Origin of the sequence: Prauserella endophytica, from assembly GCF_005146945.1 — a bacterium.
Lineage (GTDB): Bacteria > Actinomycetota > Actinomycetes > Mycobacteriales > Pseudonocardiaceae > Prauserella_A > Prauserella_A endophytica.
Window position 1 is genome coordinate 63,671 of sequence record NZ_SWMS01000005.1, and the last position, 26,545, is coordinate 90,215.

Here is a 26,545-nt window from a genome sequence, read left to right on the forward strand (position 1 = left end):
CTCGGATCGTGTCCCGACCCGAGTAGCGAAACGACAGGAGTACCCACACCCGTGGCCGTCAAGATCAAGCTGCAGCGCCTGGGCAAGATCCGTGCGCCGTACTACCGCATCATCGTCGCGGACGCGCGCACCCGGCGGGATGGCAAGGCCATCGAGACGATCGGCAAGTACCACCCCAAGGAGGAGCCGAGCTTCATCGAGGTCGACTCCGACCGCGCCCAGCACTGGCTGAAGGTCGGCGCGCAGCCCACCGAGCCGGTCCAGCGCATCCTCGAGATCACCGGTGACTGGCAGAAGTTCAAGGGCCTGCCCGGCGCCGAGGGCACGCTGAAGCAGCGCGAGGCCAAGCCGTCCAAGCAGGACCTGTTCAACGCCGCGCTCGCGGCGGCGGGCGAGGAGCCCACCGGCGAGGCGACCACGCCCAAGAAGAAGAGCGGCGGCAAGAAGGCCGACGCCGCCGAGGGCGAGACCGAGAAGAAGGCCGACGAGGCGTGAGCTTCCTGGCCGACTCGCTCGAGCACCTGGTGCGCGGCATCGTCGACAACCCGGACGACGTCCGGGTCGAGCTGATCACCACGCGCCGGGGACGCACTCTCGAGGTGCACGTCCACCCGGACGACCTCGGCAAGGTGATCGGCCGGGGTGGCCGCACGGCCACCGCCCTGCGCACCGTGATGGGAGCCATCGGCGGCAGGGGCGTTCGCGTCGACGTCATCGACACCGACCGCTGAGAAACGCACCGTGCAGGTCGTGGTCGGCCGGGTCGCCAAAGCGCACGGCATTCGCGGCGAACTAGCCGTGGACGTGCGCACCGACTCGCCCGAGGAGCGTTTCGCCGAGGGAGCGGTGCTGACCGGTCAGGCTCGTGACGGCAGCACCACACGGCTCACCGTGACAGCCGCCCGCTGGCACAGCGGGCGGCTGCTCATGCGTTTCGCCGAGGTTCCCGATCGCACCGTCGCCGAGGAGCTGCGCGGTGTCCTGCTGCTCGGCGACACCGACGACCTGCCGCCCATCGAGGATCCCGACGAGTTCTACGACCACGAGCTGGAGGGCCTGCGCGCGGAGCTGACCGACGGGACCGTCGTCGGCACCGTGCGCGAGGTCGTCCACTCGCCGGGCGGCGAGCTGCTGTCCGTCGACCGGGACGGCCGCGACCTGCTCGTGCCGTTCGTGCGGGAGATCGTGCCCCAGGTCGACGTCGCGGGCGGCCGCGTCGTGCTCGACCCACCCGAGGGGTTGCTGGACGTCTGATGAGGATCGACGTCGTCACCATCTTTCCCGAGTACCTGCAGCCCCTGCGGGCTGCGCTGCTCGGGCGCGCCATCGAGCGCGGCCTCATCGAGATCGGCGTCCACGACCTGCGGGACTGGACCCACGACGTGCACCGTGCGGTCGACGACTCGCCGTACGGTGGCGGACCCGGCATGGTCATGAAGCCCCAGGTCTGGGGCGACGCGCTCGACTCCGTCTGCGGTGAGCGCACGCGCCTGGTCGTCCCGACGCCCGCGGGCAGGCCGTTCACGCAGGGGCTCGCGCACGCTTATGCGGCCGAGGAACACCTGGTGTTCGCGTGCGGCCGCTACGAGGGCATCGACCAGAGGGTGATCGACGACGCGGCGCGACGCATGCCCGTCGACGAGGTCTCCATCGGTGACTACGTGCTGGTGGGCGGCGAGGCCGCCGTGCTGGTGATCGTCGAGGCCGTCGTGCGCCTGCTGCCGGGCGTGCTCGGCAACCCGGTGTCGGCCGAGCAGGACTCCTTCTCCGATGGACTGCTGGAGGGTCCGAGCTTCACCCGCCCGGAGGTGTGGCGGGAGCTGCCCGTGCCGGAGGTGCTGCGCTCCGGCAACCACGCGCTGATCGATCGCTGGCGCCGCGACCAGGCGCTGGAGCGGACCTTCCGGCGGCGGCCCGACCTGCTGGAACGCCTCCCCGAGGAGAGCCTCGACAAGCACGATCGGGCGTTGCTCGACCGGCTCCGCCAGGAGCCCGGTGACTAGCCCCGGCGGGCTGTCTGCAATACTTGACCGGTTGGCGCGACGTGATCACGCGCCGCCAAGCTCCTGGGCCACCCGCTATCAGGCAGGCGTGCGCCCGGATGTACGCCGAAGCCACACCAAGACGAGGACGGACCACCGATGAACACCCTGGACGCGTTGGACGCTCAGTCGCTGCGTTCTGACATTCCGCACTTCCGCCCGGGCGACACGCTGAAGGTTCACGTCCGCGTTATCGAGGGCAACCGCGAGCGCAACCAGGTCTTCCAGGGCGTCGTCATCCGCCGTCAGGGCGGTGGCATCCGCGAGACCTTCACCGTGCGCAAGGTGTCGTTCGGTGTCGGTGTCGAGCGGACCTTCCCGGTGCACTCGCCCAACATCGCCAAGATCGAGGTCGAGAAGCGCGGTGATGTCCGCAGGGCCAAGCTGTACTACCTGCGTGAGCTGCGGGGCAAGGCCGCCAAGATCAAGGAGCGGCGCGAAGCCCCCTCTGCCTCCTGAGTAGTCAAGCGGTTACCGTAGCCTGGCGACGTGGTCGAGCCTGTGCCTTCAAATGCCGCGGAAGACGAGCCGGAGCGCTCGGAGGACAAGGACCCGAAGGGGCATAAAGCCGAGTCCTCCGAGCCGGGGCCTGACGCCTCGGCCGGCCGGGAACGCAAGCAGAAGAAGCAGCGCTCGTTCTGGAAAGAGCTGCCCATCCTCATCGTGGTGGCGCTCGTTCTGGCTTTCCTGATCCAGCAGTTCCTCGCGCGGGTCTACATGATCCCGTCGGGGTCGATGGAGCAGACGCTGCACGGCTGTGCCGGCTGCACCCCGGACCGGATCCTGGTCGACAAGATCACGTACGACTTCACCGATCCGGAACCGGGCGACGTGGTCGTGTTCCGCGGCCCGCCCGCGTGGATCGAGGGCGACCTGCCGCCCGAGGAATCGGACAACGCGGTCGCCAACTTCTTCCAGAGCATCGGTTCGGTGTTCGGGCTCGCGCCGCCGGACGAGCGCGACTTCGTGAAGCGGATCATCGCGACCGGCGGTCAGACCGTCGAGTGCTGTGACGATCAGAATCGCGTTCTCGTGGACGGCAAGCCGCTCGACGAGCCGTACATCTACTGGCAGGGCGCCCACGAGCAGGCAGAGTTCGACCCGGTGGAGGTGCCGGAGGGCACGGTCTGGGTGATGGGCGACAACCGCAACAACTCGTCCGACTCCCGGTACCAGGGCGATGGCGGAGCGCGGGGCGCCGTCCCGGTCGACAACATCATCGGCAAGGCGCGGTTCATCGTGCTGCCCCCTTCGCGCTGGGGCACGGTGAGTGATCACAACCCGCAGGCCGCCTCCGCCAGCGCCATGAGCGCGCCCGCGTGGCAGCAAGGCGTACCGTTGGGCATCGGTGTGCTGGCCGCATGGCCGACCTTGCTGGTGGGCCGCCGCCTCGGCGCCGCGGTCCGTGGGACGGTCAGACGAGGACGGTAACGGGCGTGAGCGCTGGACCCGTTGGTGTACTGCGCCCTCCGCGAGCCGTGATTCGCGGTGAGACGTCGTGGGCGCTGCAGAGCGCGCTGGACCGGCGCGGTCTCGGTCCGGTCGCCGGTGTCGACGAGGCGGGCCGGGGCGCGTGTGCGGGCCCGCTCGTGGTGGCCGCCTGCATCCTGCGCCCCGGTGACGGCGCGCGACTGACCGAACTCACCGACTCGAAGCTGCTCACCCCGCTCGCGCGTGAGCGCGTGTACGAGCGGGTGGTTCACCGCGCTCTCGACTATTCGATCGTGGTGATCTCACCCGCCGAGGTCGACGCGCTCGGCATCCACGTCACCAACATCGAGGGCATGCGGCGCGCGATCGCGGGCCTGGACACCGCGCCCGGCTACGTGCTCATCGACGGCTTCCGCGTGCCGGGGCTGCCGGCGCCGAGCGTGCCGGTGATCAAGGGCGACCGTGCGGTCGCGTGCGTCGCGGCGGCCTCCGTCCTCGCCAAGGTCACGCGCGACCGCATCATGGCCGGTCTGCACGAGGAGCACCCGGTGTACGGCTTCGACGTGCACAAGGGCTACACGACCGCCGAGCACGGCGAGGCGCTCACCACGCACGGTCCGAGCGCGGTGCACCGCTGGTCCTACACCAACGTCGCCGTCGCGGGCAGGGCGCACGGCATACGCCCTCCGCACAAGGTGATGCTCACCGCGGCCGCGTTGCAGGCGGGTGCCAGGCGGCGCACCACCGCGGACGAGGAGCTGAACCAGTACCTGTTCGACCTGCCGGACACCGACGAGTTCGCCGAGGTGTCCGGGGTCGAGGTCTGAGGTGCTCATGCACAATGGGTGTTTCCGCCGGCAACGGCTTGCGAGGCTTGCGAGGAGGGGCGCGGACTAGATGAGCGCAGAGGATCTCGAGAAGTACGAGACCGAGATGGAGCTGTCGCTGTACCGCGAGTACCGCGACATCGTCGCGCAGTTCTCGTACGTCGTGGAGACCGAGCGGCGGTTCTACCTGGCCAACGCGGTGGACGTCCAGGTCCGCGACAGCGGCGGCGAGGTGTACTTCGAGGTGCGGATGTCGGACGCGTGGGTGTGGGACATGTACCGGCCCGCTCGGTTCGTGAAGAACGTCCGGGTCATCACCTTCAAGGACGTCAACGTCGAGGAGCTCGACAAGCCCGAGCTGCGGCTGCCCGAGGATGGTCCGTTCGGCGGCTGAGCACGGGCGTCGCCCGTAGCAGCAATCTCTGACGGTTTTCGCCGGCGCTGGCGCGCGCGCCGAGAACTGTCCACATCACCCTGTTTGTCCACAGGTCCGGGAATCGGCTCTGGGCTGCCCGTCGGCGCGGTGGAAGCGTCGATGAGGGAGCCGGGAGGGCCGGCTTCGCGGATCCAGGGGGTGATGTTGTCCGTGAGCATCGCGGTGCGTGCGGGGCGCACGAGAAGGCGAAGATCCCATCTCTCGCTCGGCCGCCGGGGCGAGGAGCTGGCCACCGAGTACCTGCGCGGTCTCGGCCTGGTCGTGCTCAGCCGGAACTGGCGGTGCCGGGAAGGCGAACTGGACGTCGTCGCCACAGACCGCACGACGCTCATCGTCTGCGAGGTGAAGACCAGGGCCGGGAGCGGTTTCGGTGAGCCCGCGGAAGCGGTCACCGAGGACAAGCGGGCCCGCATCCGCCGCATCACGAGCCGGTGGCTCGCGGCGTTCAGGGTCGCCTGGTGTCCGGTGCGGTTCGACGTCATCGCGATCCACTTCCCGCCGGCCGGGCCGCCGAGGCTCCGGCATTTCGTGGGAGCGTTCTGATGCCGCTCGCACGCGCGTGGTCGGTCGCGCTGATCGGCATCGAGGGCAGGCTGGTCGAGATCGAGGCCGACATCGGCGCCGGCATGCCGGGTACGAAGCTCGTCGGGCTGCCCGACGCGGGACTGCGCGAGGCCAAGGACCGTGTCAGGGCTGCGGTCCGCAACAGCGGGGAGAAGTGGCCGGACACCCACGTGACGCTCGGGCTGTCCCCGGCCAACCTCCCCAAGGTCGGCTCGGGCTACGACCTGAGCATCGCGGTGGCGGTCCTCGCGGCCTCCGGCTCCGTTCCGGCCGCCAAGCTGCTGGGCACGGTGCTGCTCGGCGAGCTGGCACTCGACGGCAGGGTCCGGCCGGTGCGCGGAGTGCTGCCCGCACTCCTGGCGGCCCGCCGGGGCGGCTACCGGCGGGCGGTCGTGCCAGTCGAGTCGCTGTTCGAGGGCGCACTCGTCGACGGGATCGAGGTGGCCGGTGCCGAGCGGCTGACGGAGGTCGTTGCCTGGCTGCGAGGTGACCGGGAGCTGACCCCGCCCGGTCCGCTCGTGGAGGAGGCCGCGCCCGAGGTCCCCGATCTCGTCGACGTCATCGGTCAGCCGGAGGCCCGCTGGGCACTGGAGGTCGCGGCGGCGGGCGGGCACCACCTGCTGATGACCGGTCCGCCGGGCGTCGGCAAGACCATGCTCGCCAAGCGGCTGCCGGGGCTGTTGCCGCCGTTGTCCGACGAGGAGGCGCTGCAGGTCAGTGCCGTGCACTCGGTCGACGGGACGCTGGAGCCGTCGACGCCGCTGCGCCGTGTGCCGCCGTTCGTCGCGCCGCACCATTCGATCTCGGTGGCGGCGCTCGTCGGCGGCGGTGCCGGGCTCGCATTGCCGGGTGCGATCAGCAAGGCCCACCGAGGGGTGCTCTTCCTCGACGAGGCCGCCGAGTTCGGTGGCGAGCGCCTCGAGTCGTTGCGCACCGTGCTGGAGGAGGGCGAGGTGCGGATCGCCAGGGCCCGCGGAGTGGTCTGCTATCCGGCGAGGTTCCAGTTCGTGCTGGCGACCAACCCGTGCCCGTGCGCTCCGCCGCGCGAAGTCGACTGCTGCTGCACGCCGAACGCCCGGCGCCGGTACCTCAGCCGCCTGTCCGGGCCGCTGCTCGACCGCGTGGATCTGCGGGTCCGCATGCGCCCGATGACGGCGATGAGCGTCCACGAGGGTGGCGTCCCCGAGCCGACCGCGACCGTCCGGGAGCGTGTGCTCCTGGCGAGGGAACGGGCCGCCAAGCGCTGGGCCGAACGAGGCTGGCAGACCAACGCGGAGGTGCCCGGCCCGGCGTTGCGCCGCGACTACGCGCTGCCGGCCGAGGTGACGAGGCTGCTCGACCGCGGCCTCGACCGGGGCGCCATCACCGCCCGAGGCGCGGACCGCTGCCTGCGCATCGCGTGGACCCTGGCCGACCTGGCCGAAGCCGACCGTCCGGATGCGGACCACGTGGCCGCGGCCCTGGAATTCCGTGACCGGAGGGCGGCATGACCCCGAAAGCGACGCCACCTCGGCTCCGCCGCCTGTCTTGGGCTCGCCCCGGCCTCGGTCGAGCCGGGTGCGGCGAAGCGGCGACGGCGCTACGCCGGCCTGGCACCTCGCCTCAGCTGCGAGCGAGGCGGTGTGCGAACCCGGATCGTCGCCGGATCGGAGCGGGGCGGCTCTTCGGAAATGGTGCTCCCCGTTCGGCCGGGTTCGGCTCATGGGGTCGTTTCTGTCGCCGTCGAGCCGTGGGCTTGAGTCCGGGTTGGTTGAGGGTGTGGTCGTCAGGCTGTCGGCTCTGGTTGGAGCCGCTGTGTGTCGGGGGTGCGGTATGAGCGCTGGCGGCTCGTCTCGGTTGGGAGCGAGGCGGTGCGTGAACCTGGTGGTTCGTCTTCGGCTCGGAGCGGGGCGGTTCTGCGGAAATGGTGCTCTTCGTTCGGTCGGATTCGGCTCATGGGGTCGTTTCTGTCGCCGTCGCGCCGTGGGCTTGAGTCCGGGTTGGTTGAGGGTGTGGTCGCCAGGCTGTCGGCCCTGGTTGGAGCCGCTGTGTGTCGGGGGTGCGGCATGAGCGCGGAGCGGCTGGCGCGGGCGTACCTGCTGCGCGTGGCAGAGCCTCCGGCTCCCGCACTGGTTGCCTTCGTCGCCGAGCACGGACCGGTGGAGGCGGCGGCGCTGGTTCGTCGCGGGCACGCGCCGGACGCGGTGATCCAGGAGACGAGTGCGCGCCGGGAGCTGGACCTCGCGCGCCGGGATCTCGACGAGGCCGCGCGGTACGGGGCACGGTTGGTGACCCCCGAGGACGACGAGTGGCCCGCCTGGCCCCTGCTCTCGCTCGAGGTGGCGACCGGCCGGGGTGCTCAGGGTGTCGCGGCTCCGCTCGCGTTGTGGGTCCGTGGCCGCGGCAGGCTGGACGAGGCCGCTCAGGACGCCGTCGCGATCGTCGGCGCACGCGCGGCCACCGACTACGGCGAGCACACCGCCGCCGACCTCGGTTACGCACTGGCCGAACAGGGCGTGCCCGTCTTCTCGGGAGCGGCGTACGGCATCGACGGCGCGGCACATCGCGGGACGCTCACCGGTCATGGCGTCACGGTGGCCGTTCTGGGCTGCGCGCTCGACGCCGGCTACCCCGCGGGGCATGTGGGCCTGCTCAACCGGATCGCCGAGCGCGGCGCGATCGTCAGCGAGTACCCGCCAGGCACCCCGCCCGGCCGGCACCGCTTCCTCGTCCGCAACCGGCTGATCGCCGCGCTCACGGCCGGCACGGTCGTCGTCGAGGCGGGCAGGCGCAGCGGCGCACGCAACACAGCCACCACGGCGGGTGTGCTGGGCAAGGTCGTGATGGCCGTGCCTGGGCCCGTGGGGTCGGCGATGTCGGTCGGCTGCCACGAGCTGATCCGCGATGCTCACGCGACCCTGGTGGCCTCGGTGTCCGATGTCCTCGACACGGTCGGCAGGCTGGGGGTCGGCCGTCCGGACGGAACAGCTCGCCCGCGCCGCCGCACCGATGGGCTCGGCCCGCAGGCGATCCGCGTGCACGAGGCGCTCGGCGCGCGCAGGGGAAAGTCACCGGAGGGCATCGCGACCGAGTCCGGCGTACCCCTCGCGCGGGTGAGGGCGCTGCTGCCGGCGCTGGAACTCGACGGGCTCAGCGAGCGGTGCGAAACCGGCTGGCGGCGGGCGGGCGGCGGCCGGAAGGCGGCGCGTCAGTGAGCCCCGGCACGGCGCGCTCACCTCCGTCCATCCGCCGTTCGGGCCCCCCTGGCGCGGCTGCGGCCCCGTTGCCCACAGTGTGAAACCCGGACGCGGCCCTGACTGAACCGCGGTGAACACCACGGTTGCGGGTTGATCATGCGGGCGTGGCGATGCTTGACCATCGGGCGCGCTTGCCGCAGCGTCGGTGACATGGCGTCATCAGCCGTTCGCGGTACGGGAGCCCGCGCGGCGCGCCCTCGTTCGGGGCGTGCCGCGCTGCTGCGCGTTCGTGCGGAGCTGCCGCCGGAGGCGGCCGCTCTCGTGGACGACTACGAGCGCCATCTGCGGTCCGAGAGGGGCCTCTCGGATCACACGATCAGGGCGTATGTGGGTGACGTGGTGTCGCTGCTGGGTTTCCTGCACGGCGTCGGCAGCGAGGGCGCCGACGCCGCGCCCCCGTCGACGGACGGCCTCGACGGGCTGGACGTCGGCGTGCTGCGGGCCTGGCTCGCGAGCCAACGGTCGGCCGGGCGGAGCCGTACCACGCTCGCGAGGCGCGCGGCGGCGGCCAGGGTTTTCACCGCGTGGGCGCAGCGGCGGGGCGAGCTGGCGTCCGATCCGGGTTCGCGGCTCGTCGCGCCGAGAGCACACCGCAAGCTGCCGGGTGTCCTGCGCCCTGAGCAGGCCGGTGAGGTGATGCGGGCCAGCGGCGCGGGTGCCGCGGAACGCGAACCCGTCGCGCTGCGGGACCACGCGCTACTCGAGCTGCTGTACGCGACCGGCATTCGCGTGTCCGAGCTGTGCGGCCTCGATCTCAACGACGCCGACTTCGAGCGCCGGGTCGTCCGGGTGCTCGGGAAGGGCAACAAGGAGAGGATGGTCCCGTTCGGGCAACCCGCGGAGCGGGCATTGCGTGCGTGGATCGAGGGGGGTCGCTCCGGGCTGGCGACGGAGTCGTCGGGTGCGGCCTTGTTCCTCGGCGTCAGAGGAGGACGTGTTGACCCGAGGACGGTGCGACGAGTGGTGCACGACGCCGTAGAGTCGGTGCCGGGGGCCGCGGACATGGGCCCGCACGGCCTGCGTCATTCGGCGGCGACACACCTGCTCGAGGGTGGGGCGGATCTTCGCAGCGTTCAGGAACTGCTCGGTCACGCTACGCTAGCTACGACGCAGCTCTACACCCACGTGACCGTCGAGCGGCTGAAGGCGATTCATGACCGATCCCACCCCCGTGCCCAATGACGACGGTGGAGCTTCGGCTGATGAGCAGGCGCGCCAACGGGATCACCCTGCCGGAAACGGTGGCCCCGTGACCACCCAGCAGCTCGACACGGGAACCACCGCCGAGACAGCCATCCAGGCGCTCTGGCGCGAGTTCGCAACCTCGCCGAGCCAGCGGGTGCGCGACCGGCTCGTGCTGCACTACGCCCCGCTGGTCAAGTACGTCGCAGGCCGGGTGGGCACCGGCCTGCCCACCCACGTCGACGTCGCCGACCTCATCCAGTCCGGGATCTTCGGCCTCGTGGACGCGATCGAGAAGTTCGACCCCGAGCGTGGCCTGCGGTTCGAGACGTACGCGATGCAGCGCATCCGAGGCGCCATCCTCGACGACCTGCGCTCGCAGGACTGGGTGCCCCGCGTGATCCGGAGCAGGGCCCGCGAGGTCGAGCGTGCGCTCGACCGGCTCGGCGCACGTCTGCGCCGCACGCCGACCGACGCGGAGCTCGCCACCGAGCTGGGCATCACGCTCGAGGAGCTGCGCGACCTCTACGGCCAGCTGCGGCTCACCAGCGTCGTCGCCCTCGAGGACCTGGTCGCCGCGGGCCGAGACAGCGGCTCCCTCGTGGACTCCCTGCCGGACGAGGACGCCGTCGATCCCGCCGCCGTGCTCGTCGACCGGGACAACCGCCGCCAGCTGGCCGAGGCGATAGCCCAGCTCACCGAGCGTGACCGGATCGTGGTCAGCCTGTACTACTTCGAGAGCCTGACGCTCGCCGAGATCGGAAAGGTCCTCGGCGTCACCGAGTCCAGGGTGAGTCAGCTGCACACCCGCGCCGTGCTGCGGCTGCGCGCCAAGCTCGTCGAGCAGGCCGGCGTCTGAGCCGGGCGCACCGTCAGGCGACCACCCCCTCCCATGGTTTCAGGCGCAGCACGGTGTCCGGCACCACGAGACGGAGCGGATTGAGGTACTCCTCGCCGCGCCGGACACCCCAGTGCAGACACGCCGCGGCAGGGCAGCCGGCGTGCCCTGCCGCGACAGTGCCGATGACCTGTCCCTGCGACACCTGGTCGCCCGCCGAGACCCGCGGCTCGACCGGCTCGTAGGTGGTGCGCAGCCCGCCGTCGTGCTCGACCGACACCACGCCGCGTCCGGCGAGGCGTCCCGCGAAGACGACGTACCCGGGCCCGGCCGCGAGCACGTCCTGCCCGGGACTCGCGACCAGGTCGACCCCACGGTGGCCGGGGCCGTAGGCGTGCTCGGGTGCGTCGAACGGCCTGGCCACGGACGGCGCCGGGGACAGCGGCCAGCCGAATCGCGGCTCGACGACGGACTGCGCCCTCGCCGCTGGCGCGGGTACGACGGCGAGGAGCAGGGTCAGCACGGCGAGCACGGGGTACCGGGCTCGCCGTGCCGGACGGAATGCGGTCATGTGCTCAGGGTGAGGGGTGGGGGACGGTTGTGGAGGGGTGTGGCGAAATCTGTGGACAACCGGGGATGATGTGGACAACCCGGCTTGTCAGGTGCCGCCGGTTCGAGCCGGTGTCGGGGGTCGGCGTACACTATTGGGCGCGGTCTGTGTGCGCACAGGCTGACTTCGCGTGCACGTGCGCGCTCCATTCCGAGAAGTCGTGAACGGAGCGGACGGCGCCCGGCGGTCTCAGCGGTAAGAACGTAGCCAACGAGTCCGGACGCCGGCACTGCACCAGGGCGGCTGACCACCCGGCCAGCCGCGACAACCGGTCCGCGCGCCGAGCATCTGCCAGGCGCGCACAACACAGAAGAGGTGCGAATCCGGCCATGGCCGTCGTCACCATGAAGCAGCTGCTCGATTCCGGTGTGCACTTCGGGCACCAGACCCGGCGCTGGAACCCGAAGATGAAGCGCTACATCCTCACCGAGCGCAACGGCATCTACATCATCGACCTGCAGCAGACGCTGTCGTACATCGACCGCGCCTTCGAGTTCGTCAAGGAGACGGTCGCGCACGGCGGCACGATCCTGTTCGTGGGCACGAAGAAGCAGGCGCAGGAGGCCATCGCCAACGAGGCGCTGCGCGTTGGCATGCCCTACGTCAACCAGCGCTGGCTCGGCGGGATGCTGACCAACTTCCAGACGGTGCACAAGCGCCTCCAGCGGCTCAAGGAGCTCGAGGCGCAGGAGCAGACCGGTGGGTTCCAGGGCCTGACCAAGCGCGAGATCCTGACGCTCACCCGCGAGAAGGACAAGCTGGAGAAGACCCTCGGCGGTATCCGCGACATGTCCAAGGTGCCCAGCGCCGTGTGGATCGTGGACACCAAGAAGGAGCACATCGCGGTCGGCGAGGCTCGCAAGCTCAACATCCCGGTCGTCGCGATCCTGGACACCAACTGCGACCCGGACGAGGTCGACTACCCGATCCCGGGCAACGACGACGCGATCCGGTCGGCGGCGCTGCTGACCAAGGTCGTCGCCGAGGCCGCTGCCGCGGGCCTGATGGCGCGTTCCGGCCGTAACGGCGCCGCCCCCGAGGGCGAGGACAAGCCCGTCGCGTCGGGTGAGCCGCTGGCCGAGTGGGAGCAGGAGCTGCTCGCCGGCTCCGAGTCCGCCGAGCAGGCCGAGCAGACCACCGCTTCCTGAACCACTGACCACCCTGCGCATACCGCGACAGAGAACGGATAACGCACGATGGCGAACTACACCGCGGCAGACGTGAAGCGCCTCCGCGAGCTCACCGGCGCCGGCATGATGAACTGCAAGAGGGCGCTGGAGGAGAGCGACGGCGACTTCGACAAGGCCGTTGAGTACCTGCGCATCAAGGGCGCGAAGGACGTCGGCAAGCGTGCCGAGCGCGCCACCGCCGAGGGCCTCGTCGCCGGTGACGGCGGCGTTCTGGTCGAGCTGAACTCCGAGACCGACTTCGTCGCCAAGAACGAGGAGTTCCAGCAGCTGGCCGACAAGGTCGTCGAGGCGGCCAAGCAGCTGCGCACGAGCGACGTCGAGAAGCTCAAGGCGGCCGAGGTCGACGGCAAGACCGTCAACGACCTGATCCAGGAGCTCTCGGCCAAGATCGGCGAGAAGCTCGAGATCCGCAGGGTCGTCGCCTTCGACGGCCAGGTGACCACCTACCTGCACCGCCGTGGCGCCGGCCTGCCCCCGGCCGTCGGCGTGCTCATCGAGTACACCGGTGACGACGCCGAGGCCGCCCGTGGCGCCGCCCTGCAGGTCGCGGCCCTCAAGCCGAAGTACCTGACCCGCGACGAGGTCCCGGCCGACCTGGTGGAGAACGAGCGCCGGATCGCCGAGCAGACCGCTCGCGAGGAGGGCAAGCCGGAGCAGGCGATCTCCAAGATCACCGAGGGCAAGGTCAACGCGTTCTTCAAGGACGTCGTGCTGCTGGAGCAGCCGTCGGTCACCGACAACAAGAAGACCGTCAAGGCCCTGCTCGACGCGGCAGGCGTGACCGTCACCCGGTTCGCTCGCTTCGAGGTCGGCCAGCAGTAGTCCCGGTCGGCACTTGTGCCCCGTCTCCCGCCAGATCTGGAGGCGGGGCACAGTTGTGAGACAACGGTAGAGCAGCACCTGAACGGGCGGAGGCGACATGAACGAGGACGACACCGACAGGGCCACCGACGGTTACCGGCGGGTGCTGCTCAAACTTGGTGGTGAGATGTTCGGCGGTGGGTCCGTCGGCGTCGATCCCGATGTCGTGCACTCGGTCGCCGCGCAGATCGCCGACGTCGTGCGCGCGGGCGTGCAGATGGCCGTCGTCATCGGCGGCGGCAACTACTTCCGTGGTGCCGAGCTGTCCCAGCGCGGCATGGACCGCGACCGCGCCGACTACATGGCGATGCTGGGCACCGTCATGAACTCACTGGCTCTGCAGGACTTCCTGGAGAAGGAAGGCGTCCCGACCCGGGTGCAGACCGCGATCACGATGGGTCAGGTCGCCGAGCCGTACATCCCGCGCCGCGCGGAGCGCCACCTGGAGAAGGGTCGGGTGGTCATCTTCGGCGCGGGCACCGGCATGCCCTACTTCTCGACCGACACCGCCGCCGCCCAGCGTGCGCTGGAGATCGGCTGCGAGGTCGTCCTCATGGCGAAGGCCGTCGACGGGGTCTACACCGCCGACCCGAAGATCGATGCCGGCGCGAAGCTGTTCGACGAGATCAGCCACCGCGAGGTGCTCGAACGGGGGCTCAAGGTCGCGGACGCCACCGCCTTCAGCCTGTGCATGGACAACAACATGCCGATAATCGTCTTCAACCTCCTCACCGAGGGGAACATCGCCCGCGCGGTGAGTGGTGAGAGGATCGGCACACTGGTCAGTACACCCACACACCTGGAGTAGCCGTGATCGACGAGACCCTCTTCGATGCCGAAGAGAAGATGGAAAAGGCGGTGTCCGTCGCCAAGGAGGACCTGTCGTCGGTACGGACCGGTAGGGCCAACCCGTCGATGTTCTCCCGGATCGTGGTGGAGTACTACGGTGCTCCCACCCCGCTGAACCAGCTGGCCAGCGTGAACATCCCGGAAGCGCGCATGGCCATCGTGAAGCCTTACGACAACTCGCAGCTCGGCGCCATCGAGAAGGCGATCCGAGAGTCCGACCTGGGCGTGAACCCGAGCAACGACGGCTCGATCATCCGCATCGTCATTCCTCAGCTGACCGAGGAGCGCCGCAAGGAGATGGTCAAGGTCGCCAAGGCCAAGGGCGAGGACGCCCGGATCTCGATCCGCAGCGTGCGCCGCAAGGCCAAGGAGGAGCTCGACCGCATCGCCAAGGACGGCGAGGCGGGCGAGGACGAGGTCGCCAGGGCGGAGAAGGAGCTCCAGCACCTCACCGACAAGTACGTCCACCAGGTCGAGGAGCTCGTCAAGCACAAGGAAGCCGAGCTGCTCGAGGTCTGATGACGAAGGTGAGCGAACACCAGGAGGAACGCGAGGACGCGGCCGACCCTGGGCAACCACCCGAGCCGGCGAAGAAAGCCTCGCGGGCCGGCCGTGACCTGCGCGCGGCCATCGCCGTTGGCGTGGCACTGGGGGCGACGATCCTGGTGTCGCTGTTCACCGTCCGCTACCTGTTCATCGGCGTCATCGCGGCGGCGATCGCGGTCGGCACGATCGAGCTGGCCACGGCGTTCCGCAAGGCCGCCGACATCAAGGTCGCGCTCGTCCCGGTGCTGGTCGGTGGCCAGGCGATGATCTGGCTCGCGTGGCCGTTCGGCCGTGAGGGCGCTTTGACGGCGTTCGTGCTGACCGTGCTGGTGTGCCTGCTCTGGCGGCTGCGGGGTGGCGCGGACGGCTACCTGCGTGACGTCGGTGCGTCGGTGTTCGCCGCCGCCTACCTTCCGCTGTTCGCGGCCTTCGCCGCCATGCTGGTGCCGCCGGAGGACGGCGTCGGCCGTGTGCTGTCGTTCATGATCGTCGTGGTGGCGTCCGACACCGGCGGCTACGTCGCCGGGGTGCTGCGCGGCAGGCACCCGATGGCGCCGACGATCAGCCCGAAGAAGACCTGGGAGGGCTTCGCGGGCTCGTTGACGGCCGGGATCGGGGCGGGCGCCCTCTGCCTGCAGTTCCTGCTCGAAGGCATGGCGTGGCAGGGCGTCCTCTTCGGCGCCGCGATCGTGCTGACCGCGACTCTCGGCGACCTGATGGAGTCGCTGATCAAGCGGGACCTCGGCATCAAGGACATGGGCAACACCCTGCCGGGGCACGGCGGGCTGATGGACCGGCTCGACTCACTGCTGCCGTCGGCGGTCGTGTCCTGGCTGCTGCTCAGCGCGTTCGTGGCGACGGGCTGAGCGGCTCGCCGCCACGCCGTCAGTCGTCGTAGGGGTCGTCCACCTCGGCCTTACCGACCCCGGTGTCGACCGGCCGCGAGTGGTCGACGATCGAGAACACCGCGCCGCCGGGGTCGGCGAGCACCGCTGTCCTGCCGAACGGCGTGTCGAACGGAGCCGTGACCACGTTGCCGCCGAGCATGAGCGCCTGCCCCGCGATGGCATCGGTGCCGCGTGCGGGGTCGGCCTCGAAGTAGATCATCCAATGTGGTGGGACGGTGGCCTGGTACGACGGGTCCATCGCGTACCGGTACAGCACGGGCTCGTGGTCGAGCCGCCATTCCACGTAGTCGATGCCGCCCTGGCCGATCTGCTGGCTCGTGAACTCGAAAAGCCTGCAGTAGAACTGATCCGCGCTCGGCCCGTCGTGCGTGTTGAGGTCAGCACCGGTGAAGGAGCCGGGCAGCGAGGTGGCGAACGACCAGTCGCCGGGCGGCTGCCAGAACACCACGGGTGCCCCGCTCGGGTCGACCGCGTGCAGGATGCTGCCGCGGTCGGGGATGTCCACCGGTCCCAGCGTGATCGTCCCGCCGAGGTGCTGGACCCACTCCGCCGTGTTCACGGTGTTGCCGACCGCGAGATGCACCATCCAGCCGGTCGGCTGGTCGCTTGCGGCCTGGTACAGGCCACCTGCCTGGAGGTCGTGCAGCACGGCGATGGTGTAGCGCCGGTTCACGGTGGCGGGATCGCGTTTGATGAAGAACTCCCAGCCGAAGAGCTCGCCGTAGAAGTCTCTCGCCGCCTGCTCGTTCGCGGACGCCAGCTCGATCCAGCACGGAACCCCGGCCGGTAGCAGCGATGGGGGAATGGGCATACCGACGGACATACGCAGAACTCTCCCTGGCGATGGGCCCCCCGGCACATACCGCGCCGATGATGTTACGGGGTTCCTCCCGGGGATACGCTGGTTGTCGTGAAAAGGTTCGTGCGCAAGGTGGAAGTCATCCCCAGCCCCAACATCTGGTACCACGCCGACGCGTACGAACTCGAGAACCACGCGCAGGACGTGGACGGGGAGATCTGGCGAGCTCTCGCGGAAGCGGTGTCGTGGCGGGGCCGCAGCGTGCTCGACATCGGGTGTGGTGACGGCTTCCACCTCGCCCGGTTCGCTGAGACCGCGGCGTCGGTCGTCGGCGTGGAGCCCCATCCCCCGCTCGTGCGCCGTGCCGAGCGCAGGGTCGCCGGATGCGAGAACGTCGTGGTGCGAAAGGGAACCGCGCAGCGGATGCCGTTGCGAGACGCGTCGGTGGATGTGGTGCACGCGCGGACTGCGTACTTCTTCGGTCCCGGTTGCGAGCCCGGCCTGTCCGAAGCCGACCGGGTGCTGAAGCCGGGCGGAACGCTCGTGATCGTCGACCTCGACGCCCGGCACTCGCCCTACGGCGACTGGATGCGGGAGGATCTGCCGCATTACGATCCGGACAAAGTGGACGAATTCTTCGCCGCAGCGGGATTCTCCTGCCGCCGGGTGCAGACGCGCTGGCGGTTTCCCGACCGTGCGGCCATGGAAGCGGTGCTGCGGATCGAGTTCAGTCCCAGGGTTGCCGAGCGGGCCGTCGAGGAGACGGCCCGCCGCAACCCGGGCCTCCTGGGACCGCTGGAGCTTCCGGTCGGCTACCGCGTTCTGGTGCGCGGCAAGCCCACCGGGCTCGTTCACTCATCGTCGGCAGGGGCTTCACCGAGGATGCCGTAGAGGGCGCGCCGCGCTTCGTCGATCACCTCGACCGCCCTGGCCTTCTGCTCGCTGGAGGCGACCAGTGAAACCTGGTGCATGGCGCCCATCAGCGCGGCGGATGCCTCCCGCAGCTTGATTTCGTTGGGATCCGCGCCCTCGGCGAAGTGCTCCCACGGTGGGGTGCCCAGCTTCTCCGCGGCGGCGCGGCCCTCCTCGGTCAGTTCGAAGAGGCGCTTGCCGCCGTCCTCGTCGCTGCGCACGAGGCCCTCGTCGGCGAGCAGCTGCAACGTGGGGTAGACCGAGCCGGGGCTCGGGCGCCAGAACCCGCCGCTGCGCTCACCGATCTCGCCGATGATCTCGTAACCGTGGCGAGGCTGCTCGGCCAGCAGAGCCAGGATCGCCGAGCGGACGTCGCCGCGCCGACCTCGCCTGCCGGGACCGCCGGGCCTGGGGTGCGGACGGCCACGCCTGCCCGGGCCGAAGCCGGGAGGGAAGTCGCCGAACGGGCCGCGGCCGCGGGGGCCGAAAGCGGGCCTGCCGTGTTCATGGGTGAACGGTTCGTGTGCGAAGTGGTGTCTCTGGTGTCTCATGAGGTCGATCCTTCCTAGCGAACTTCTCGACATATTCACGATATATCGGAAACAGTCGGAGAGCAAGGACCGGGTTCATGGGACAATGGAGAACGCTATGACTGCCCTCCCCCTTGTTTTCGACGCTCCCCGCCGTGGCCTGCCCAAGCGGCACCTCGCCGACCTGACCGTCGCCGAGCGTGCCGAGGCCGTCGCCGCGCTCGGTGAGAAGCCCTTTCGCGCCAAGCAGCTGTCGAACCACTACTTCTCCCGGCTCACCGTCGATCCGGAGGACATGACCGACATCCCGGCCGCCTCGCGACAGCGGCTGGTCGACGAGCTGATGCCGGCTCTGCTCACGGAGGTCCGCGCGCTGGCGTGCGACGACGGGACGACACGCAAGACGTTGTGGCGGGCACACGACGGCACGCTGCTCGAGAGCGTGCTGATGCGCTATCCGGACCGGGCCACGCTGTGCATCTCCAGCCAGGCCGGGTGCGGGATGGCCTGCCCGTTCTGCGCGACCGGCCAGGGCGGGCTCGACCGCAACCTCTCGACCGCCGAGATCGTCGACCAGGTGCGCGCGGCGGCCGCGGTGATGCGGGACGGGCTGATGCCGGGCGGGCCCGGCCGGCTGTCGAACATCGTGTTCATGGGCATGGGGGAGCCGCTCGCGAACTACAACCGCGTGCTGGCGGCGGTGCGCAGGATCACGGACCCGGCGCCGGCGGGGCTGGGCATCTCGCAGCGTTCGGTGACGGTGTCCACGGTGGGGCTCGCGCCGGCGATCCGTCGGCTCGCGGACGAGAAGATGCAGGTGCGGCTGGCGGTGTCGCTGCACACACCGGACGACGAGCTGCGCGACACACTCGTGCCGGTGAACAACCGGTGGCCCGTATCGGAGGTCCTGGAGGCGGCGCGGTACTACGCGGACTCGACGGGGCGCCGGGTGTCGATCGAGTACGCGCTGATCCGGGACGTCAACGACCAGCCGTGGCGCGCGGATCTGCTGGCGTCGCGGCTGAGGGAGCACCTGGGCCAGCTGGTGCACGTCAACGTGATCCCCTTGAACCCGACGCCGGGCAGCAAATGGGACGCCTCGCCGAAGCCGGTGGAACGGGAGTTCGTGCGCCGGGTCAACGCCGGGGGTGTGGCGTGCACGGTGCGAGACACCCGTGGGCAGGAGATCGCCGCGGCGTGCGGACAGCTCGCGGCGGAGGGCTGAGTTCCTTCCCGTCCGGCAGGGGCTGGTTCGGGCGAACCGGTCACACGACGCTGACCGGCGCCTTTACCTCGCGGAGCCGCTCGGTCAGCGCGCGAACCGGACCGCCGATGCCGCGCGCCTGTCGGCCGTCACGCCGGAGGAGGATGCCACGAGGACCTGTTGCCGCGGCCTGCCGAGAAGCACGGAGACCTGCGCCCCGACGACGCCGGGCAGGTCCTGGTCGCCCGGTCCCGGCCGGGACGTGAGTCAGCGGCGCCAGCTGGTGCGGCGGCGGCGCATGTCGAGCACCAGCCCGAAGGCGACCGAGAGGGCCAGGCCGACCAGCCACACGTTCTCGGTGTTGTTCTCGTGGTTGCCGATCAGCATGACCAGCAGCGCGAACACGGTGAACCAGCCCGCGAACCGCGTGGCCTTCGGGAAGCCGCCGTGCCAGCCCCACTCCGCCGACGGCTCGTCGCGGGGGTCGACCTCGGTGCCGCTGCGCTTCTCGATCGCCTTGCCTGCCACGATCACTCCTCACCTGCCATCACATGCGCTCCGATGATCCCACATGCCTGCCGTCCGGCCGCGAGGGCCGTCCGCGAGAATGGTCACCGATGAACGATCCACGCAGTGTGCTCGTCCTCGGCTCGACGGGTTCGATCGGCACGCAGGCACTCGACGTCGCCGCGCGCAACCCCGGCCTGTTCCGCGTCGCCGGGCTCGCCGCGGGCGGCTCCGACCCGCGGGCGCTGGCCGCCCAGGTGATCGCCCACGAGGTCGATGCGGTGGCCGTGACCAGGCCGACCGCGATGGAGGACCTGCAGCTCGCGCTGTACGCCGAGGCACAGCGGCGCGGCTACGCGCAGGGCGAGTTCCGGCTGCCGAGGATCTTCGCCGGGCGTGACGCGGTTCTCGAGCTGATCGCCGCCGTGCCCGTCGACGTCGTGCTCAACGGCATGCCGGGCTCGCAGGGGCTCGCGCCGACGCTGAAGGCGCTGGAGACCGGCGCGTCCCTGGCGCTCGCCAACAAGGAGTCGCTCATCGCGGGCGGGCCGCTGGTGCTGCGGGCGGCGAAGCCGGGCCAGATCGTGCCCGTCGACTCCGAGCACTCCGCACTGGCGCAGGCGCTGCGCGGCGGCAGCGCCGACGAGGTAGATCGGCTCGTGCTCACCGCGTCCGGGGGGCCCTTCCGTGGCCGGACCCGCGAGCAGCTGGAAGGCGTCACGGTGGAGGACGCCCTCAAACACCCGACGTGGGCCATGGGCCCGCTCGTGACGATCAACTCGGCGACCATGGTCAACAAGGGGCTCGAACTGATCGAGGCGCACCTGCTCTTCGACATCCCGTGTGACCGGATCGACGTCGCCGTGCACCCGCAGTCGCTGGTGCACTCGATGGTCACGTTCGTCGACGGCTCCACGCTGGCGCAGGCCAGCCCACCCGACATGCGGCTGCCCATCGCGCTGGCGCTGAACTGGCCCCGCCGCGTGCCCGGCGCCGCCGCGGCGTGCCGCTGGGACACGGCGACGGCGTGGACGTTCGAGGCGCTCGACGACGAGGCGTTCCCCGCCGTCGAGCTCGCCAGGCACGTCGGCGCGGAGGGCGGCTGCCTGCCCGCGGTGTTCAACGCCGCGAACGAGCAGCTCGTCGAGGGATTCCTGGCGGGGAACACCAGCTTCACGTCCATCGTGGACACTGTCAGCATGGTGGTCGAGGCGGCCGGCGAGTGGGGTCGTGAACCCCGCGACGCCGAGGACGTCTTCGCCGCGGAACGGTGGGCGCGCGAACGCGCTCGGGCAATCAGCACGGGAGGGAAGTAGCGCGTGCTCGTCTACATCCTGGGAGTCGCGCTCTTCGCGCTCGGCATCTGCGTGTCGGTCGCGCTGCACGAGGCAGGGCACATGCTCACCGCGAAGGCCTTCGGCATGAAGGTCCGGCGGTACTTCGTGGGCTTCGGGCCCACGATCTTCTCGTTCCGCAGGGGCGAGACCGAGTACGGCCTCAAGGCCATCCCGCTCGGCGGCTTCTGCGACATCGCGGGCATGACCGCGCTCGACGAGGTCACCCCCGACGAGGCGCCGCGGGCGATGTACCGCTTCAAGACCTGGAAGCGCACCGTGGTGCTGTCCGCGGGGTCGTTCACGCACTTCGTGCTGGGCTTCATCGTGCTGTACCTGATGGCGATCACGATGGGCCTGCCGAACCTGACCAACAAGCCCGTGGTCGACGAGGTCTCCCAGTGCGTGCGGGGCGGCACCACCGCTGAGCAGATCAACAACCCGGTGTGCCAGCCGGGCGACCCTGCGCCCGCGCTGGCGGCGGGCGTGCAGTCCGGCGACGAGATCGTCTCCGTGGGTGGCACGCCGACTCCGCAGTGGAGCGACCTGCTCGTCGCCGTGCAGGGCGCCTCCGGCCCCACCGAGGTCGAGGTGCTGCGCGACGGCGAGACGATGACCCTGACCGTCGACGTGCCGCGGGTCACCAGGCCCGCCGACAACGGCGGCACCGAGCAGGTGGGGGCCATCGGCGTCGCGCCGGCGAGCCTGCTGCCGTACGGGCCGGTCGCCGCGCTCGGCGGCTCACTGAGCTTCACCGGCGACATGCTGGTGGAGACCTGGAACCGGCTGCTGGAGTTCCCCGAGCGCATCCCGGCCGTCGTCGAGGCCATCTTCGGCGGCGAGCGCGACCCGAACACCCCGGTCAGCGTGGTGGGCGCGAGCCGCATCGGCGGCGAGGCCGTGGAGCAGGGTCTGTGGGAGGTCTTCCTGTTCCTGCTCGCGAGCCTCAACTTCTTCGTCGGCATCTTCAACCTGCTGCCGCTGCTGCCGCTCGACGGCGGGCACATCGCGGTGACGTGGTACGAGCGGGTCCGGGACTGGTTCCGCAAGCTGCGTGGCAAGGTGCCCGGTGGTCCGGTCGACTACACCAAGCTCAATGCCGTGACGGCGGTCATCGTCGTCATTGGCGGTGCTGTCGTGTTGCTCACGGTGACCGCCGACATCGTCAATCCGATCCGGCTCTCACCGTGACGGGGCAGGGGTTCGCCCGCCGGTGAACCCCTGCTGTGCTCGCTGCCGCGTTCTCCGTGCTCACCATCACGGTGGACGCTGTTCACCCCATCCCGTAGGCACGCTGACGTATCGTTGGTGCCGACGCGTTCGTAGACCGTTTGCAGAGGATTCGATGACCGTCGATCTTGGCTTGCCAGCCACCCCGCCGCCCGTACTCTCCGAACGCCGCAAGACCCGCCAGCTGCAGGTAGGCACCGTCGGCGTCGGCAGCGACCACCCCATCTCGGTGCAGTCGATGACCACCACCGTCACCGCCGACGTCAACGCCACCCTGCAGCAGATCGCCGAGCTGACCGCCGCGGGCTGCGACATCGTGCGCGTGGCCTGCCCGAGCGCCGACGACGCCGAGGCGCTGCCCGCGATCGCGAAGAAGTCGCAGATCCCGGTGATCGCCGACATCCACTTCCAGCCCAAGTACGTGTTCGCCGCGATCGAGGCCGGCTGCGCCGCGGTGCGCGTGAACCCCGGCAACATCAAGAAGTTCGACGACAAGGTGGCCGAGATCGCCCGCGCCGCCAAGGACCACGGCACCCCGATCCGCATCGGCGTCAACGCCGGTTCGCTGGACAAGCGGCTGATGGAGAAGTACGGCAAGGCCACGCCGGAGGCGCTCGCGGAGTCGGCGCTGTGGGAGGCGTCCCTGTTCGCCGAGCACGACTTCCACGACCTGAAGATCTCGGTCAAGCACAACGACCCCGTGGTCATGGTGCGGGCCTACGAGATCCTCGCCGAGCAGTGCGACTACCCGCTGCACCTGGGCGTCACCGAGGCCGGTCCCGCTTTCCAGGGCACCATCAAGTCGGCCGTCGCGTTCGGCGCGCTGCTGCGGCAGGGCATCGGCGACACGATCCGCGTGTCGCTGTCCGCGCCGCCGGTGGAGGAGGTCAAGGTCGGCACGCAGATCCTGCAGTCGCTGAACCTGCGGCCGCGCAAGCTGGAGATCGTCTCGTGCCCGTCGTGCGGGCGCGCGCAGGTGGACGTCTACAAGCTCGCCGACGAGGTCACCGCGGGACTGGAGGGCATGGAGGTGCCGCTGCGCGTGGCCGTCATGGGCTGCGTCGTCAACGGTCCCGGCGAGGCGCGCGAGGCCGACCTCGGCGTGGCGTCCGGCAACGGCAAGGGCCAGATCTTCGTCAAGGGCGAGGTGATCAAGACGGTGCCCGAGCACCAGATCGTCGAGACGCTCATCGAGGAGGCCATGCGCATCGCCGAGGAGTCGGGCGAGACCGGCGGCGAGCCGGTCGTCACGGTGAGCTGAGGGCCCGTGGCCTTCGAATTGGGGGTCTACTCCTTCGGAGAGATCACCCCGGACCCGGCGACGGGAGCCGTGCCGACGGCGCGGCAGCGCCTGCGCGACTACCTGGAGCAGGCCGCCGTGGCCGACCAGGCCGGGCTGGACGTCTTCGCGATCGGAGAGCACCACCGCGGCGACTTCGCCGTCTCCGCGACGTCCGTGGTGCTCGCGGCCATGGCGGAGCGCACGGAGAGGATCCGGCTCTCCAGCGCGGTCACCGTGCTCAGCTCGGAGGACCCGGTGCGGGTGTTCCAGCAGTACGCCACGCTGGATCTGCTGTCCGACGGGCGCGCGGAGATCATCGCGGGCAGGGGCTCGTACATCGAGTCGTTCCCGCTCTTCGGCTACGACCTCGCCGACTACGACGCGCTGTTCGCCGAGAAGCTCGACCTGCTGCTGGCCCTGCGGGAGCGGAACCCGATCACGTGGTCGGGCCGCTTCCGGGCCCCGTTGAACAGCGCCGACGTCGCACCGCGTCCGTTGCAGGAGAAGCTGCCGATCTGGGTCGCGGTGGGCGGGACACCCGCGTCCGTGGTCCGGGCGGGCAGGCTCGGGCTGCCGCTCGCGCTGGCGATCATAGGCGGGCCGCTGGCGCGGTTCACGCCGTTCGCCCAGCTGTACCGGCAGGCGGCGGAGGAGGCCGGGCACGATCCCGCGACGCTGCCGCTGAGCATCAACTCGCCCGGCTTCGTCGCACCGACGAGCCAGGCCGCGCGCGATCTGTCCTACCCGTACTTCGACCGCGGCATGCTGGAGAACTTCCACGAGCGCGGGCACGGCTTCCACACCCCGCGCGATGCCTACGACGCCCAGTCGTCCAGGGCCGGTGCGCTCGTGGTGGGCAGCCCGCAGGAGATCATCGACAAGATCATGTACCAGCACGAGCTGTTCGGGCACCAGCGGCTGCTGATCCAGCTCGCTTTCGGGGGCGTGCCGCAGAAGGAGACCCTGCGGGCGATCGAGCTGCTCGGAACCGAGGTCGCGCCCGTCGTCCGCCGCGAGATCGGGGGCTAGGGTCGAGGCCATGGGCCGCGACGACTTCGCCGTCCGGGCGCCGCATCCCGCGCTGCGGCCCCTCGTCACGCGCTACATCGGCTACTCCCAGCGGCAGAACACGCTGACCGTCCACCGCGGCCTGCCCAGCAGGCACGTCACGTTGATCATCAGCCTCGCCGAACCCGTCCGCGTCGTCGGGATGCCGAGGCCCGACCAGGCACCCGGCTCCTTCGCCGGGCTCGTCGGCGGCATGCACACCGGTCCCGCGCTGATCGAGCAGGACACCGTGCAGGCCGGGATACACCTGGAGCTCAATCCGCTCGGCACGTACGCCCTGCTCGGCGTGCGGGCGGCCGATCTCTCCGGCTACGTCGTGGACCTCGCCGATCTCGGCTCGCCCGCGATGGCGGCGCTGCCAGGGCGGCTCGCGTCCGCGCCGGAGTGGGAGAGCCGGTTCGATCTGCTCGACGAGGTCCTGCTCGGCCGGCTCGACGACGTGCCAGAGCCCGCGCCGGAGATCAGCTGGGCGTGGCGGCGGATGATCGGCGCGGGCGGCACGCTGCGGGTCGACGCGCTGGCGCGCGAGGTCGGCTGGAGCAGGCGGCACTTCGGCGAGCGGTTCTCCCGCGAGCTGGGCCTTTCGCCGAAGCAGGCGGGGCGCGTGCTGCGGTTCGAGCGCGCGGGCAGGCTCCTGCGGGCGGGCCATCGCGGAGGGCTCGCCGAGCTGGCCGTGCGGTGCGGCTACCACGACCAGGCCCACCTGACCAACGAGTGGCGTGCCCTCGCGGGGTGCCCGCCGGGCACGTGGATCGCCGAGGAGCTCCCATTTCTGCAATACGAGGCGGGGTGGCCCGGCGCAGACTCGGGGGCATGAACAACCCAGGAATCTGGCCGGCACTGCTGTACGACGACGCCGAAGCGGCCCGGCGTTTTCTTGTCGACGTGTTCGGCTTCACCGAGGCGCTCGTGGTCCGTGACGACGACGGCGCGACGATCGTCCACGCCGAACTGCGGTGGCCCGAGGGTGGCGGCGTGATGCTGGGCACGCGCGGGCACGGGCACAAGGGCGTCGAGGAGCCGACCGCGCGGACACAGTGGCTCTACGTGGTGACCGCCGACCCCGACGCCGTGTACCGGCGGGCGCTCGACGCGGGCGCGACGATCACCGAGAAGCCCTACGACACCGACTACGGCTCGCGCAACGTCGGCATCGCCGATCCCGAGGGCAACGGGTGGACCTTCGGTACCTACCAGGGCGCGTGATCGATTCTCCGGGGCCGACCGGGGGTTCTTTTTTCCGTTCGCGCCCGGCATCTGGCAGGCTGGGAGCGTGTTGCGGCTTGCAGGTGCGCGGCTGCTCGACGACAGCGACTACCCGGCGGTCCGGGCCGCGCTCGCCGCGGACCCCGTGGGTAGCTGCATGGTCTCCGCGCGCGTCGAGGTGGCCGGGCTGGATCCATGGCGGCTTGGTGGGGAGCTCTGGGGAGCGGACGGCAGGACCGCCCGCTCCGGTGCGTTGCACGGCCTGTGTTTCTCCGGGCCGAACATGATCCCGTTGCGGGGCAACGCCGCGGCACTGCGGTCGTTCGCCGACCGTGCGCTGCGCAGGCAGCGCACGTGCTCGTCGCTCGTCGGGCCCTCCGAGCAGGTGCTGGGGCTGTGGGACGAGCTGGTGGCCGAATGGGGTCCCGCCCGCGAGGTCCGGCACGACCAGCCGCTGATGGCGCTCGACCGCCTCCCGGCGGTGCCCTTCGACCGCGAGGTGCGGCCGGTGCGGCCCGACGAGCTCGACCGGTACCTGCCTGCGGCGATCGCGATGTTCGTCGAGGAGGTCGGCGTCGACCCGCGCGCCGGCGACGGCGGTGCCAGCTACCGGGCCAGGGTCGCCGAGCTGATCGCCGGCGGCCGGGCGTTCGCCCGCTTCGAGAACGGCGAGGTCGTGTTCAAGGCCGAGATCGGTGCGTTGTCGGAAACGGTGGGCCAGATCCAGGGCGTGTGGGTGCACCCCGACCGCCGCGGTCACGGCCTCGGTTCCGCGGGCACCGCCGCGGTCTCCACCCGGCTCATCCGCGGCATGGGCCGGGTGGCGAGCCTGTACGTCAACTCGTTCAACTCGCCCGCGCTCGCCGCCTACCGCAAGATCGGGTTCCGGCAGGTCGGCCGGTACGCCACTGTGCTGTTCTGAGTGTCGCGGGCGGATCCGCCGGTCCGGTCTG

General features: G+C 70.6%; 31 protein-coding genes. 27 read left to right on the plus strand and 4 right to left on the minus strand.

From position 1 onward, the window contains the following. Positions 1-51: 51 nt before the first annotated feature. The 13 genes from rpsP (at position 52) to FCN18_RS11355 (ending at position 10,577) form a co-directional block, all read left to right on the plus strand. Positions 52-495: a 30S ribosomal protein S16 gene (gene rpsP, locus FCN18_RS11295; protein WP_112271973.1), complete on the plus strand. Its 444-nt coding sequence runs from the start codon at positions 52-54 to the stop codon at positions 493-495. Beyond that, positions 492-731, plus strand: coding sequence for an RNA-binding protein (locus FCN18_RS11300; RefSeq protein ID WP_110342337.1), 240 nt, complete (start codon positions 492-494; stop codon positions 729-731). Before rpsP ends, FCN18_RS11300 begins: the two co-directional genes overlap by 4 nt. A gap of 10 nt (positions 732-741) precedes the next feature. Beyond that, a complete protein-coding gene (gene rimM, locus FCN18_RS11305; protein ID WP_137094860.1) occupies positions 742-1,254 on the plus strand; it encodes a ribosome maturation factor RimM in 513 nt (170 codons plus the stop codon). After that, positions 1,254-2,003, plus strand: a complete 750-nt coding sequence (trmD, locus tag FCN18_RS11310) for a tRNA (guanosine(37)-N1)-methyltransferase TrmD (RefSeq protein WP_112271977.1) — start codon at positions 1,254-1,256, stop codon at positions 2,001-2,003. Before rimM ends, trmD begins: the two co-directional genes overlap by 1 nt. 138 nt (positions 2,004-2,141) lie before the next feature. Then, on the plus strand, positions 2,142-2,501 hold the full coding sequence (gene rplS, locus FCN18_RS11315) for a 50S ribosomal protein L19 (protein WP_110342340.1): 360 nt from the start codon (positions 2,142-2,144) through the stop codon (positions 2,499-2,501). A gap of 42 nt (positions 2,502-2,543) precedes the next feature. Further along, positions 2,544-3,473, plus strand: coding sequence for a signal peptidase I (gene lepB / locus FCN18_RS11320; protein ID WP_112272114.1), 930 nt, complete (start codon positions 2,544-2,546; stop codon positions 3,471-3,473). 5 nt (positions 3,474-3,478) lie between these two features. After that, positions 3,479-4,300, plus strand: a complete 822-nt coding sequence (locus FCN18_RS11325) for a ribonuclease HII (RefSeq protein ID WP_228713876.1) — start codon at positions 3,479-3,481, stop codon at positions 4,298-4,300. Between the two features lie 70 nt (positions 4,301-4,370). After that, positions 4,371-4,694, plus strand: coding sequence for a DUF2469 domain-containing protein (locus FCN18_RS11330; protein WP_110342343.1), 324 nt, complete (start codon positions 4,371-4,373; stop codon positions 4,692-4,694). A 183-nt stretch (positions 4,695-4,877) separates the two neighbouring features. Then, positions 4,878-5,279 (plus strand): YraN family protein, encoded by a 402-nt coding sequence (locus FCN18_RS11335; RefSeq protein ID WP_112271981.1) that lies wholly within the window; start codon positions 4,878-4,880, stop codon positions 5,277-5,279. Further along, complete coding sequence (locus FCN18_RS11340) at positions 5,279-6,790, plus strand: YifB family Mg chelatase-like AAA ATPase (protein WP_112271983.1); 1,512 nt, start codon at positions 5,279-5,281, stop codon at positions 6,788-6,790. The genes FCN18_RS11335 and FCN18_RS11340 overlap by 1 nt, the downstream gene beginning before the upstream one ends. 555 nt (positions 6,791-7,345) lie before the next feature. After that, entirely contained in the window at positions 7,346-8,494 is a 1,149-nt protein-coding gene (gene dprA, locus FCN18_RS11345) for a DNA-processing protein DprA (protein WP_137094863.1), read from the plus strand. Between the two features lie 192 nt (positions 8,495-8,686). Continuing rightward, positions 8,687-9,718, plus strand: a complete 1,032-nt coding sequence (locus FCN18_RS11350; protein ID WP_137094865.1) for a tyrosine recombinase XerC — start codon at positions 8,687-8,689, stop codon at positions 9,716-9,718. A gap of 67 nt (positions 9,719-9,785) precedes the next feature. Next, positions 9,786-10,577 (plus strand): FliA/WhiG family RNA polymerase sigma factor, encoded by a 792-nt coding sequence (locus FCN18_RS11355; RefSeq protein WP_323808352.1) that lies wholly within the window; start codon positions 9,786-9,788, stop codon positions 10,575-10,577. Between the two features lie 13 nt (positions 10,578-10,590). Here the strand turns inward: FCN18_RS11355 and FCN18_RS11360 are convergent, their stop codons facing one another. Beyond that, positions 10,591-11,127: a M23 family metallopeptidase gene (locus FCN18_RS11360; RefSeq protein ID WP_112271991.1), complete on the minus strand. Its 537-nt coding sequence runs from the start codon at positions 11,125-11,127 to the stop codon at positions 10,591-10,593. Positions 11,128-11,495: 368 nt separating this feature from the next. Here FCN18_RS11360 and rpsB point away from each other — a divergent pair, with 368 nt between their 5' ends. The 5 genes from rpsB to FCN18_RS11385 all read left to right on the plus strand — a co-directional run bounded on the left by rpsB (position 11,496) and on the right by FCN18_RS11385 (position 15,478). Beyond that, positions 11,496-12,314 carry a 30S ribosomal protein S2 gene (gene rpsB, locus FCN18_RS11365; RefSeq protein ID WP_110342349.1) on the plus strand — a complete coding sequence of 273 codons (819 nt, stop codon included), beginning with the start codon at positions 11,496-11,498 and terminating at the stop codon, positions 12,312-12,314. Positions 12,315-12,362: 48 nt separating this feature from the next. Continuing rightward, entirely contained in the window at positions 12,363-13,178 is an 816-nt protein-coding gene (gene tsf / locus FCN18_RS11370) for a translation elongation factor Ts (RefSeq protein ID WP_137094870.1), read from the plus strand. A 97-nt stretch (positions 13,179-13,275) separates the two neighbouring features. Then, complete coding sequence (gene pyrH, locus FCN18_RS11375) at positions 13,276-14,025, plus strand: UMP kinase (protein WP_112271995.1); 750 nt, start codon at positions 13,276-13,278, stop codon at positions 14,023-14,025. Between the two features lie 2 nt (positions 14,026-14,027). Further along, positions 14,028-14,585 carry a ribosome recycling factor gene (frr, locus tag FCN18_RS11380; RefSeq protein ID WP_112271997.1) on the plus strand — a complete coding sequence of 186 codons (558 nt, stop codon included), beginning with the start codon at positions 14,028-14,030 and terminating at the stop codon, positions 14,583-14,585. Next, complete coding sequence (locus FCN18_RS11385; RefSeq protein WP_112271999.1) at positions 14,585-15,478, plus strand: phosphatidate cytidylyltransferase; 894 nt, start codon at positions 14,585-14,587, stop codon at positions 15,476-15,478. The genes frr and FCN18_RS11385 overlap by 1 nt, the downstream gene beginning before the upstream one ends. 19 nt (positions 15,479-15,497) lie before the next feature. Here FCN18_RS11385 and FCN18_RS11390 read toward each other — a convergent pair whose 3' ends face one another. After that, a complete protein-coding gene (locus FCN18_RS11390) occupies positions 15,498-16,343 on the minus strand; it encodes a VOC family protein (protein ID WP_112272000.1) in 846 nt (281 codons plus the stop codon). A gap of 87 nt (positions 16,344-16,430) precedes the next feature. Between FCN18_RS11390 and FCN18_RS11395 the strand changes: the two genes are divergently transcribed. After that, positions 16,431-17,210, plus strand: coding sequence for a class I SAM-dependent methyltransferase (locus tag FCN18_RS11395; RefSeq protein WP_137094873.1), 780 nt, complete (start codon positions 16,431-16,433; stop codon positions 17,208-17,210). Here FCN18_RS11395 and FCN18_RS11400 read toward each other — a convergent pair. After that, a complete protein-coding gene (locus FCN18_RS11400) occupies positions 17,171-17,782 on the minus strand; it encodes a PadR family transcriptional regulator (RefSeq protein WP_206077869.1) in 612 nt (203 codons plus the stop codon). The genes FCN18_RS11395 and FCN18_RS11400 overlap by 40 nt on opposite strands. Before the next feature lie 97 nt (positions 17,783-17,879). Here FCN18_RS11400 and rlmN point away from each other — a divergent pair, with 97 nt between their 5' ends. Beyond that, a complete protein-coding gene (gene rlmN / locus FCN18_RS11405; RefSeq protein ID WP_112272006.1) occupies positions 17,880-18,986 on the plus strand; it encodes a 23S rRNA (adenine(2503)-C(2))-methyltransferase RlmN in 1,107 nt (368 codons plus the stop codon). Between the two features lie 246 nt (positions 18,987-19,232). Here the strand turns inward: rlmN and FCN18_RS11410 are convergent, their stop codons facing one another. Then, entirely contained in the window at positions 19,233-19,493 is a 261-nt protein-coding gene (locus FCN18_RS11410) for a DUF2631 domain-containing protein (protein WP_112272116.1), read from the minus strand. 89 nt (positions 19,494-19,582) lie between these two features. On the opposite strand from FCN18_RS11410, the gene dxr reads away from it, so the two are divergent. The 7 genes from dxr (at position 19,583) to FCN18_RS11445 (ending at position 26,514) form a co-directional block, all read left to right on the plus strand. Beyond that, positions 19,583-20,788 (plus strand): 1-deoxy-D-xylulose-5-phosphate reductoisomerase, encoded by a 1,206-nt coding sequence (gene dxr / locus FCN18_RS11415; RefSeq protein WP_137094877.1) that lies wholly within the window; start codon positions 19,583-19,585, stop codon positions 20,786-20,788. Positions 20,789-20,791: 3 nt separating this feature from the next. After that, positions 20,792-21,997, plus strand: a complete 1,206-nt coding sequence (locus tag FCN18_RS11420) for a M50 family metallopeptidase (RefSeq protein ID WP_112272010.1) — start codon at positions 20,792-20,794, stop codon at positions 21,995-21,997. Positions 21,998-22,151: 154 nt separating this feature from the next. Then, positions 22,152-23,297 (plus strand): flavodoxin-dependent (E)-4-hydroxy-3-methylbut-2-enyl-diphosphate synthase, encoded by a 1,146-nt coding sequence (gene ispG / locus FCN18_RS11425; RefSeq protein WP_112272012.1) that lies wholly within the window; start codon positions 22,152-22,154, stop codon positions 23,295-23,297. Between the two features lie 6 nt (positions 23,298-23,303). Beyond that, positions 23,304-24,347: an LLM class flavin-dependent oxidoreductase gene (locus tag FCN18_RS11430; RefSeq protein ID WP_112272013.1), complete on the plus strand. Its 1,044-nt coding sequence runs from the start codon at positions 23,304-23,306 to the stop codon at positions 24,345-24,347. Positions 24,348-24,357: 10 nt separating this feature from the next. Beyond that, on the plus strand, positions 24,358-25,203 hold the full coding sequence (locus tag FCN18_RS11435; protein WP_113642389.1) for an AraC family transcriptional regulator: 846 nt from the start codon (positions 24,358-24,360) through the stop codon (positions 25,201-25,203). Further along, the gene (locus FCN18_RS11440; protein WP_112272118.1) at positions 25,200-25,592 is read left to right on the plus strand and encodes a VOC family protein; all 393 of its coding nucleotides are present in this window, start codon (positions 25,200-25,202) and stop codon (positions 25,590-25,592) included. Before FCN18_RS11435 ends, FCN18_RS11440 begins: the two co-directional genes overlap by 4 nt. A gap of 67 nt (positions 25,593-25,659) precedes the next feature. Beyond that, on the plus strand, positions 25,660-26,514 hold the full coding sequence (locus FCN18_RS11445; RefSeq protein WP_137094879.1) for a GNAT family N-acetyltransferase: 855 nt from the start codon (positions 25,660-25,662) through the stop codon (positions 26,512-26,514). The last annotated feature ends 31 nt before the right edge of the window (positions 26,515-26,545 follow it).

What these genes read in the sequence shown, in the direction of transcription:
- trmD (WP_112271977.1), top strand. Translation starts at nt 1,254, where the DNA reads ATGAGGATCGACGTCGTCACCATCTTTCCCGAGTACCTGCAGCCCCTG.
- rplS (WP_110342340.1), top strand. Translation starts at nt 2,142, where the DNA reads ATGAACACCCTGGACGCGTTGGACGCTCAGTCGCTGCGTTCTGACATT.
- FCN18_RS11330 (WP_110342343.1), top strand. Translation starts at nt 4,371, where the DNA reads ATGAGCGCAGAGGATCTCGAGAAGTACGAGACCGAGATGGAGCTGTCG.
- FCN18_RS11335 (WP_112271981.1), top strand. Translation starts at nt 4,878, where the DNA reads ATGTTGTCCGTGAGCATCGCGGTGCGTGCGGGGCGCACGAGAAGGCGA.
- FCN18_RS11340 (WP_112271983.1), top strand. Translation starts at nt 5,279, where the DNA reads ATGCCGCTCGCACGCGCGTGGTCGGTCGCGCTGATCGGCATCGAGGGC.
- dprA (WP_137094863.1), top strand. Translation starts at nt 7,346, where the DNA reads ATGAGCGCGGAGCGGCTGGCGCGGGCGTACCTGCTGCGCGTGGCAGAG.
- FCN18_RS11350 (WP_137094865.1), top strand. Translation starts at nt 8,687, where the DNA reads ATGGCGTCATCAGCCGTTCGCGGTACGGGAGCCCGCGCGGCGCGCCCT.
- FCN18_RS11360 (WP_112271991.1), bottom strand. Translation starts at nt 11,127, where the DNA reads ATGACCGCATTCCGTCCGGCACGGCGAGCCCGGTACCCCGTGCTCGCC.
- rpsB (WP_110342349.1), top strand. Translation starts at nt 11,496, where the DNA reads ATGGCCGTCGTCACCATGAAGCAGCTGCTCGATTCCGGTGTGCACTTC.
- tsf (WP_137094870.1), top strand. Translation starts at nt 12,363, where the DNA reads ATGGCGAACTACACCGCGGCAGACGTGAAGCGCCTCCGCGAGCTCACC.
- pyrH (WP_112271995.1), top strand. Translation starts at nt 13,276, where the DNA reads ATGAACGAGGACGACACCGACAGGGCCACCGACGGTTACCGGCGGGTG.
- FCN18_RS11385 (WP_112271999.1), top strand. Translation starts at nt 14,585, where the DNA reads ATGACGAAGGTGAGCGAACACCAGGAGGAACGCGAGGACGCGGCCGAC.
- FCN18_RS11390 (WP_112272000.1), bottom strand. Translation starts at nt 16,343, where the DNA reads ATGTCCGTCGGTATGCCCATTCCCCCATCGCTGCTACCGGCCGGGGTT.
- FCN18_RS11400 (WP_206077869.1), bottom strand. Translation starts at nt 17,782, where the DNA reads ATGAGACACCAGAGACACCACTTCGCACACGAACCGTTCACCCATGAA.
- rlmN (WP_112272006.1), top strand. Translation starts at nt 17,880, where the DNA reads ATGACTGCCCTCCCCCTTGTTTTCGACGCTCCCCGCCGTGGCCTGCCC.
- dxr (WP_137094877.1), top strand. Translation starts at nt 19,583, where the DNA reads ATGAACGATCCACGCAGTGTGCTCGTCCTCGGCTCGACGGGTTCGATC.
- ispG (WP_112272012.1), top strand. Translation starts at nt 22,152, where the DNA reads ATGACCGTCGATCTTGGCTTGCCAGCCACCCCGCCGCCCGTACTCTCC.
- FCN18_RS11435 (WP_113642389.1), top strand. Translation starts at nt 24,358, where the DNA reads ATGGGCCGCGACGACTTCGCCGTCCGGGCGCCGCATCCCGCGCTGCGG.
- FCN18_RS11440 (WP_112272118.1), top strand. Translation starts at nt 25,200, where the DNA reads ATGAACAACCCAGGAATCTGGCCGGCACTGCTGTACGACGACGCCGAA.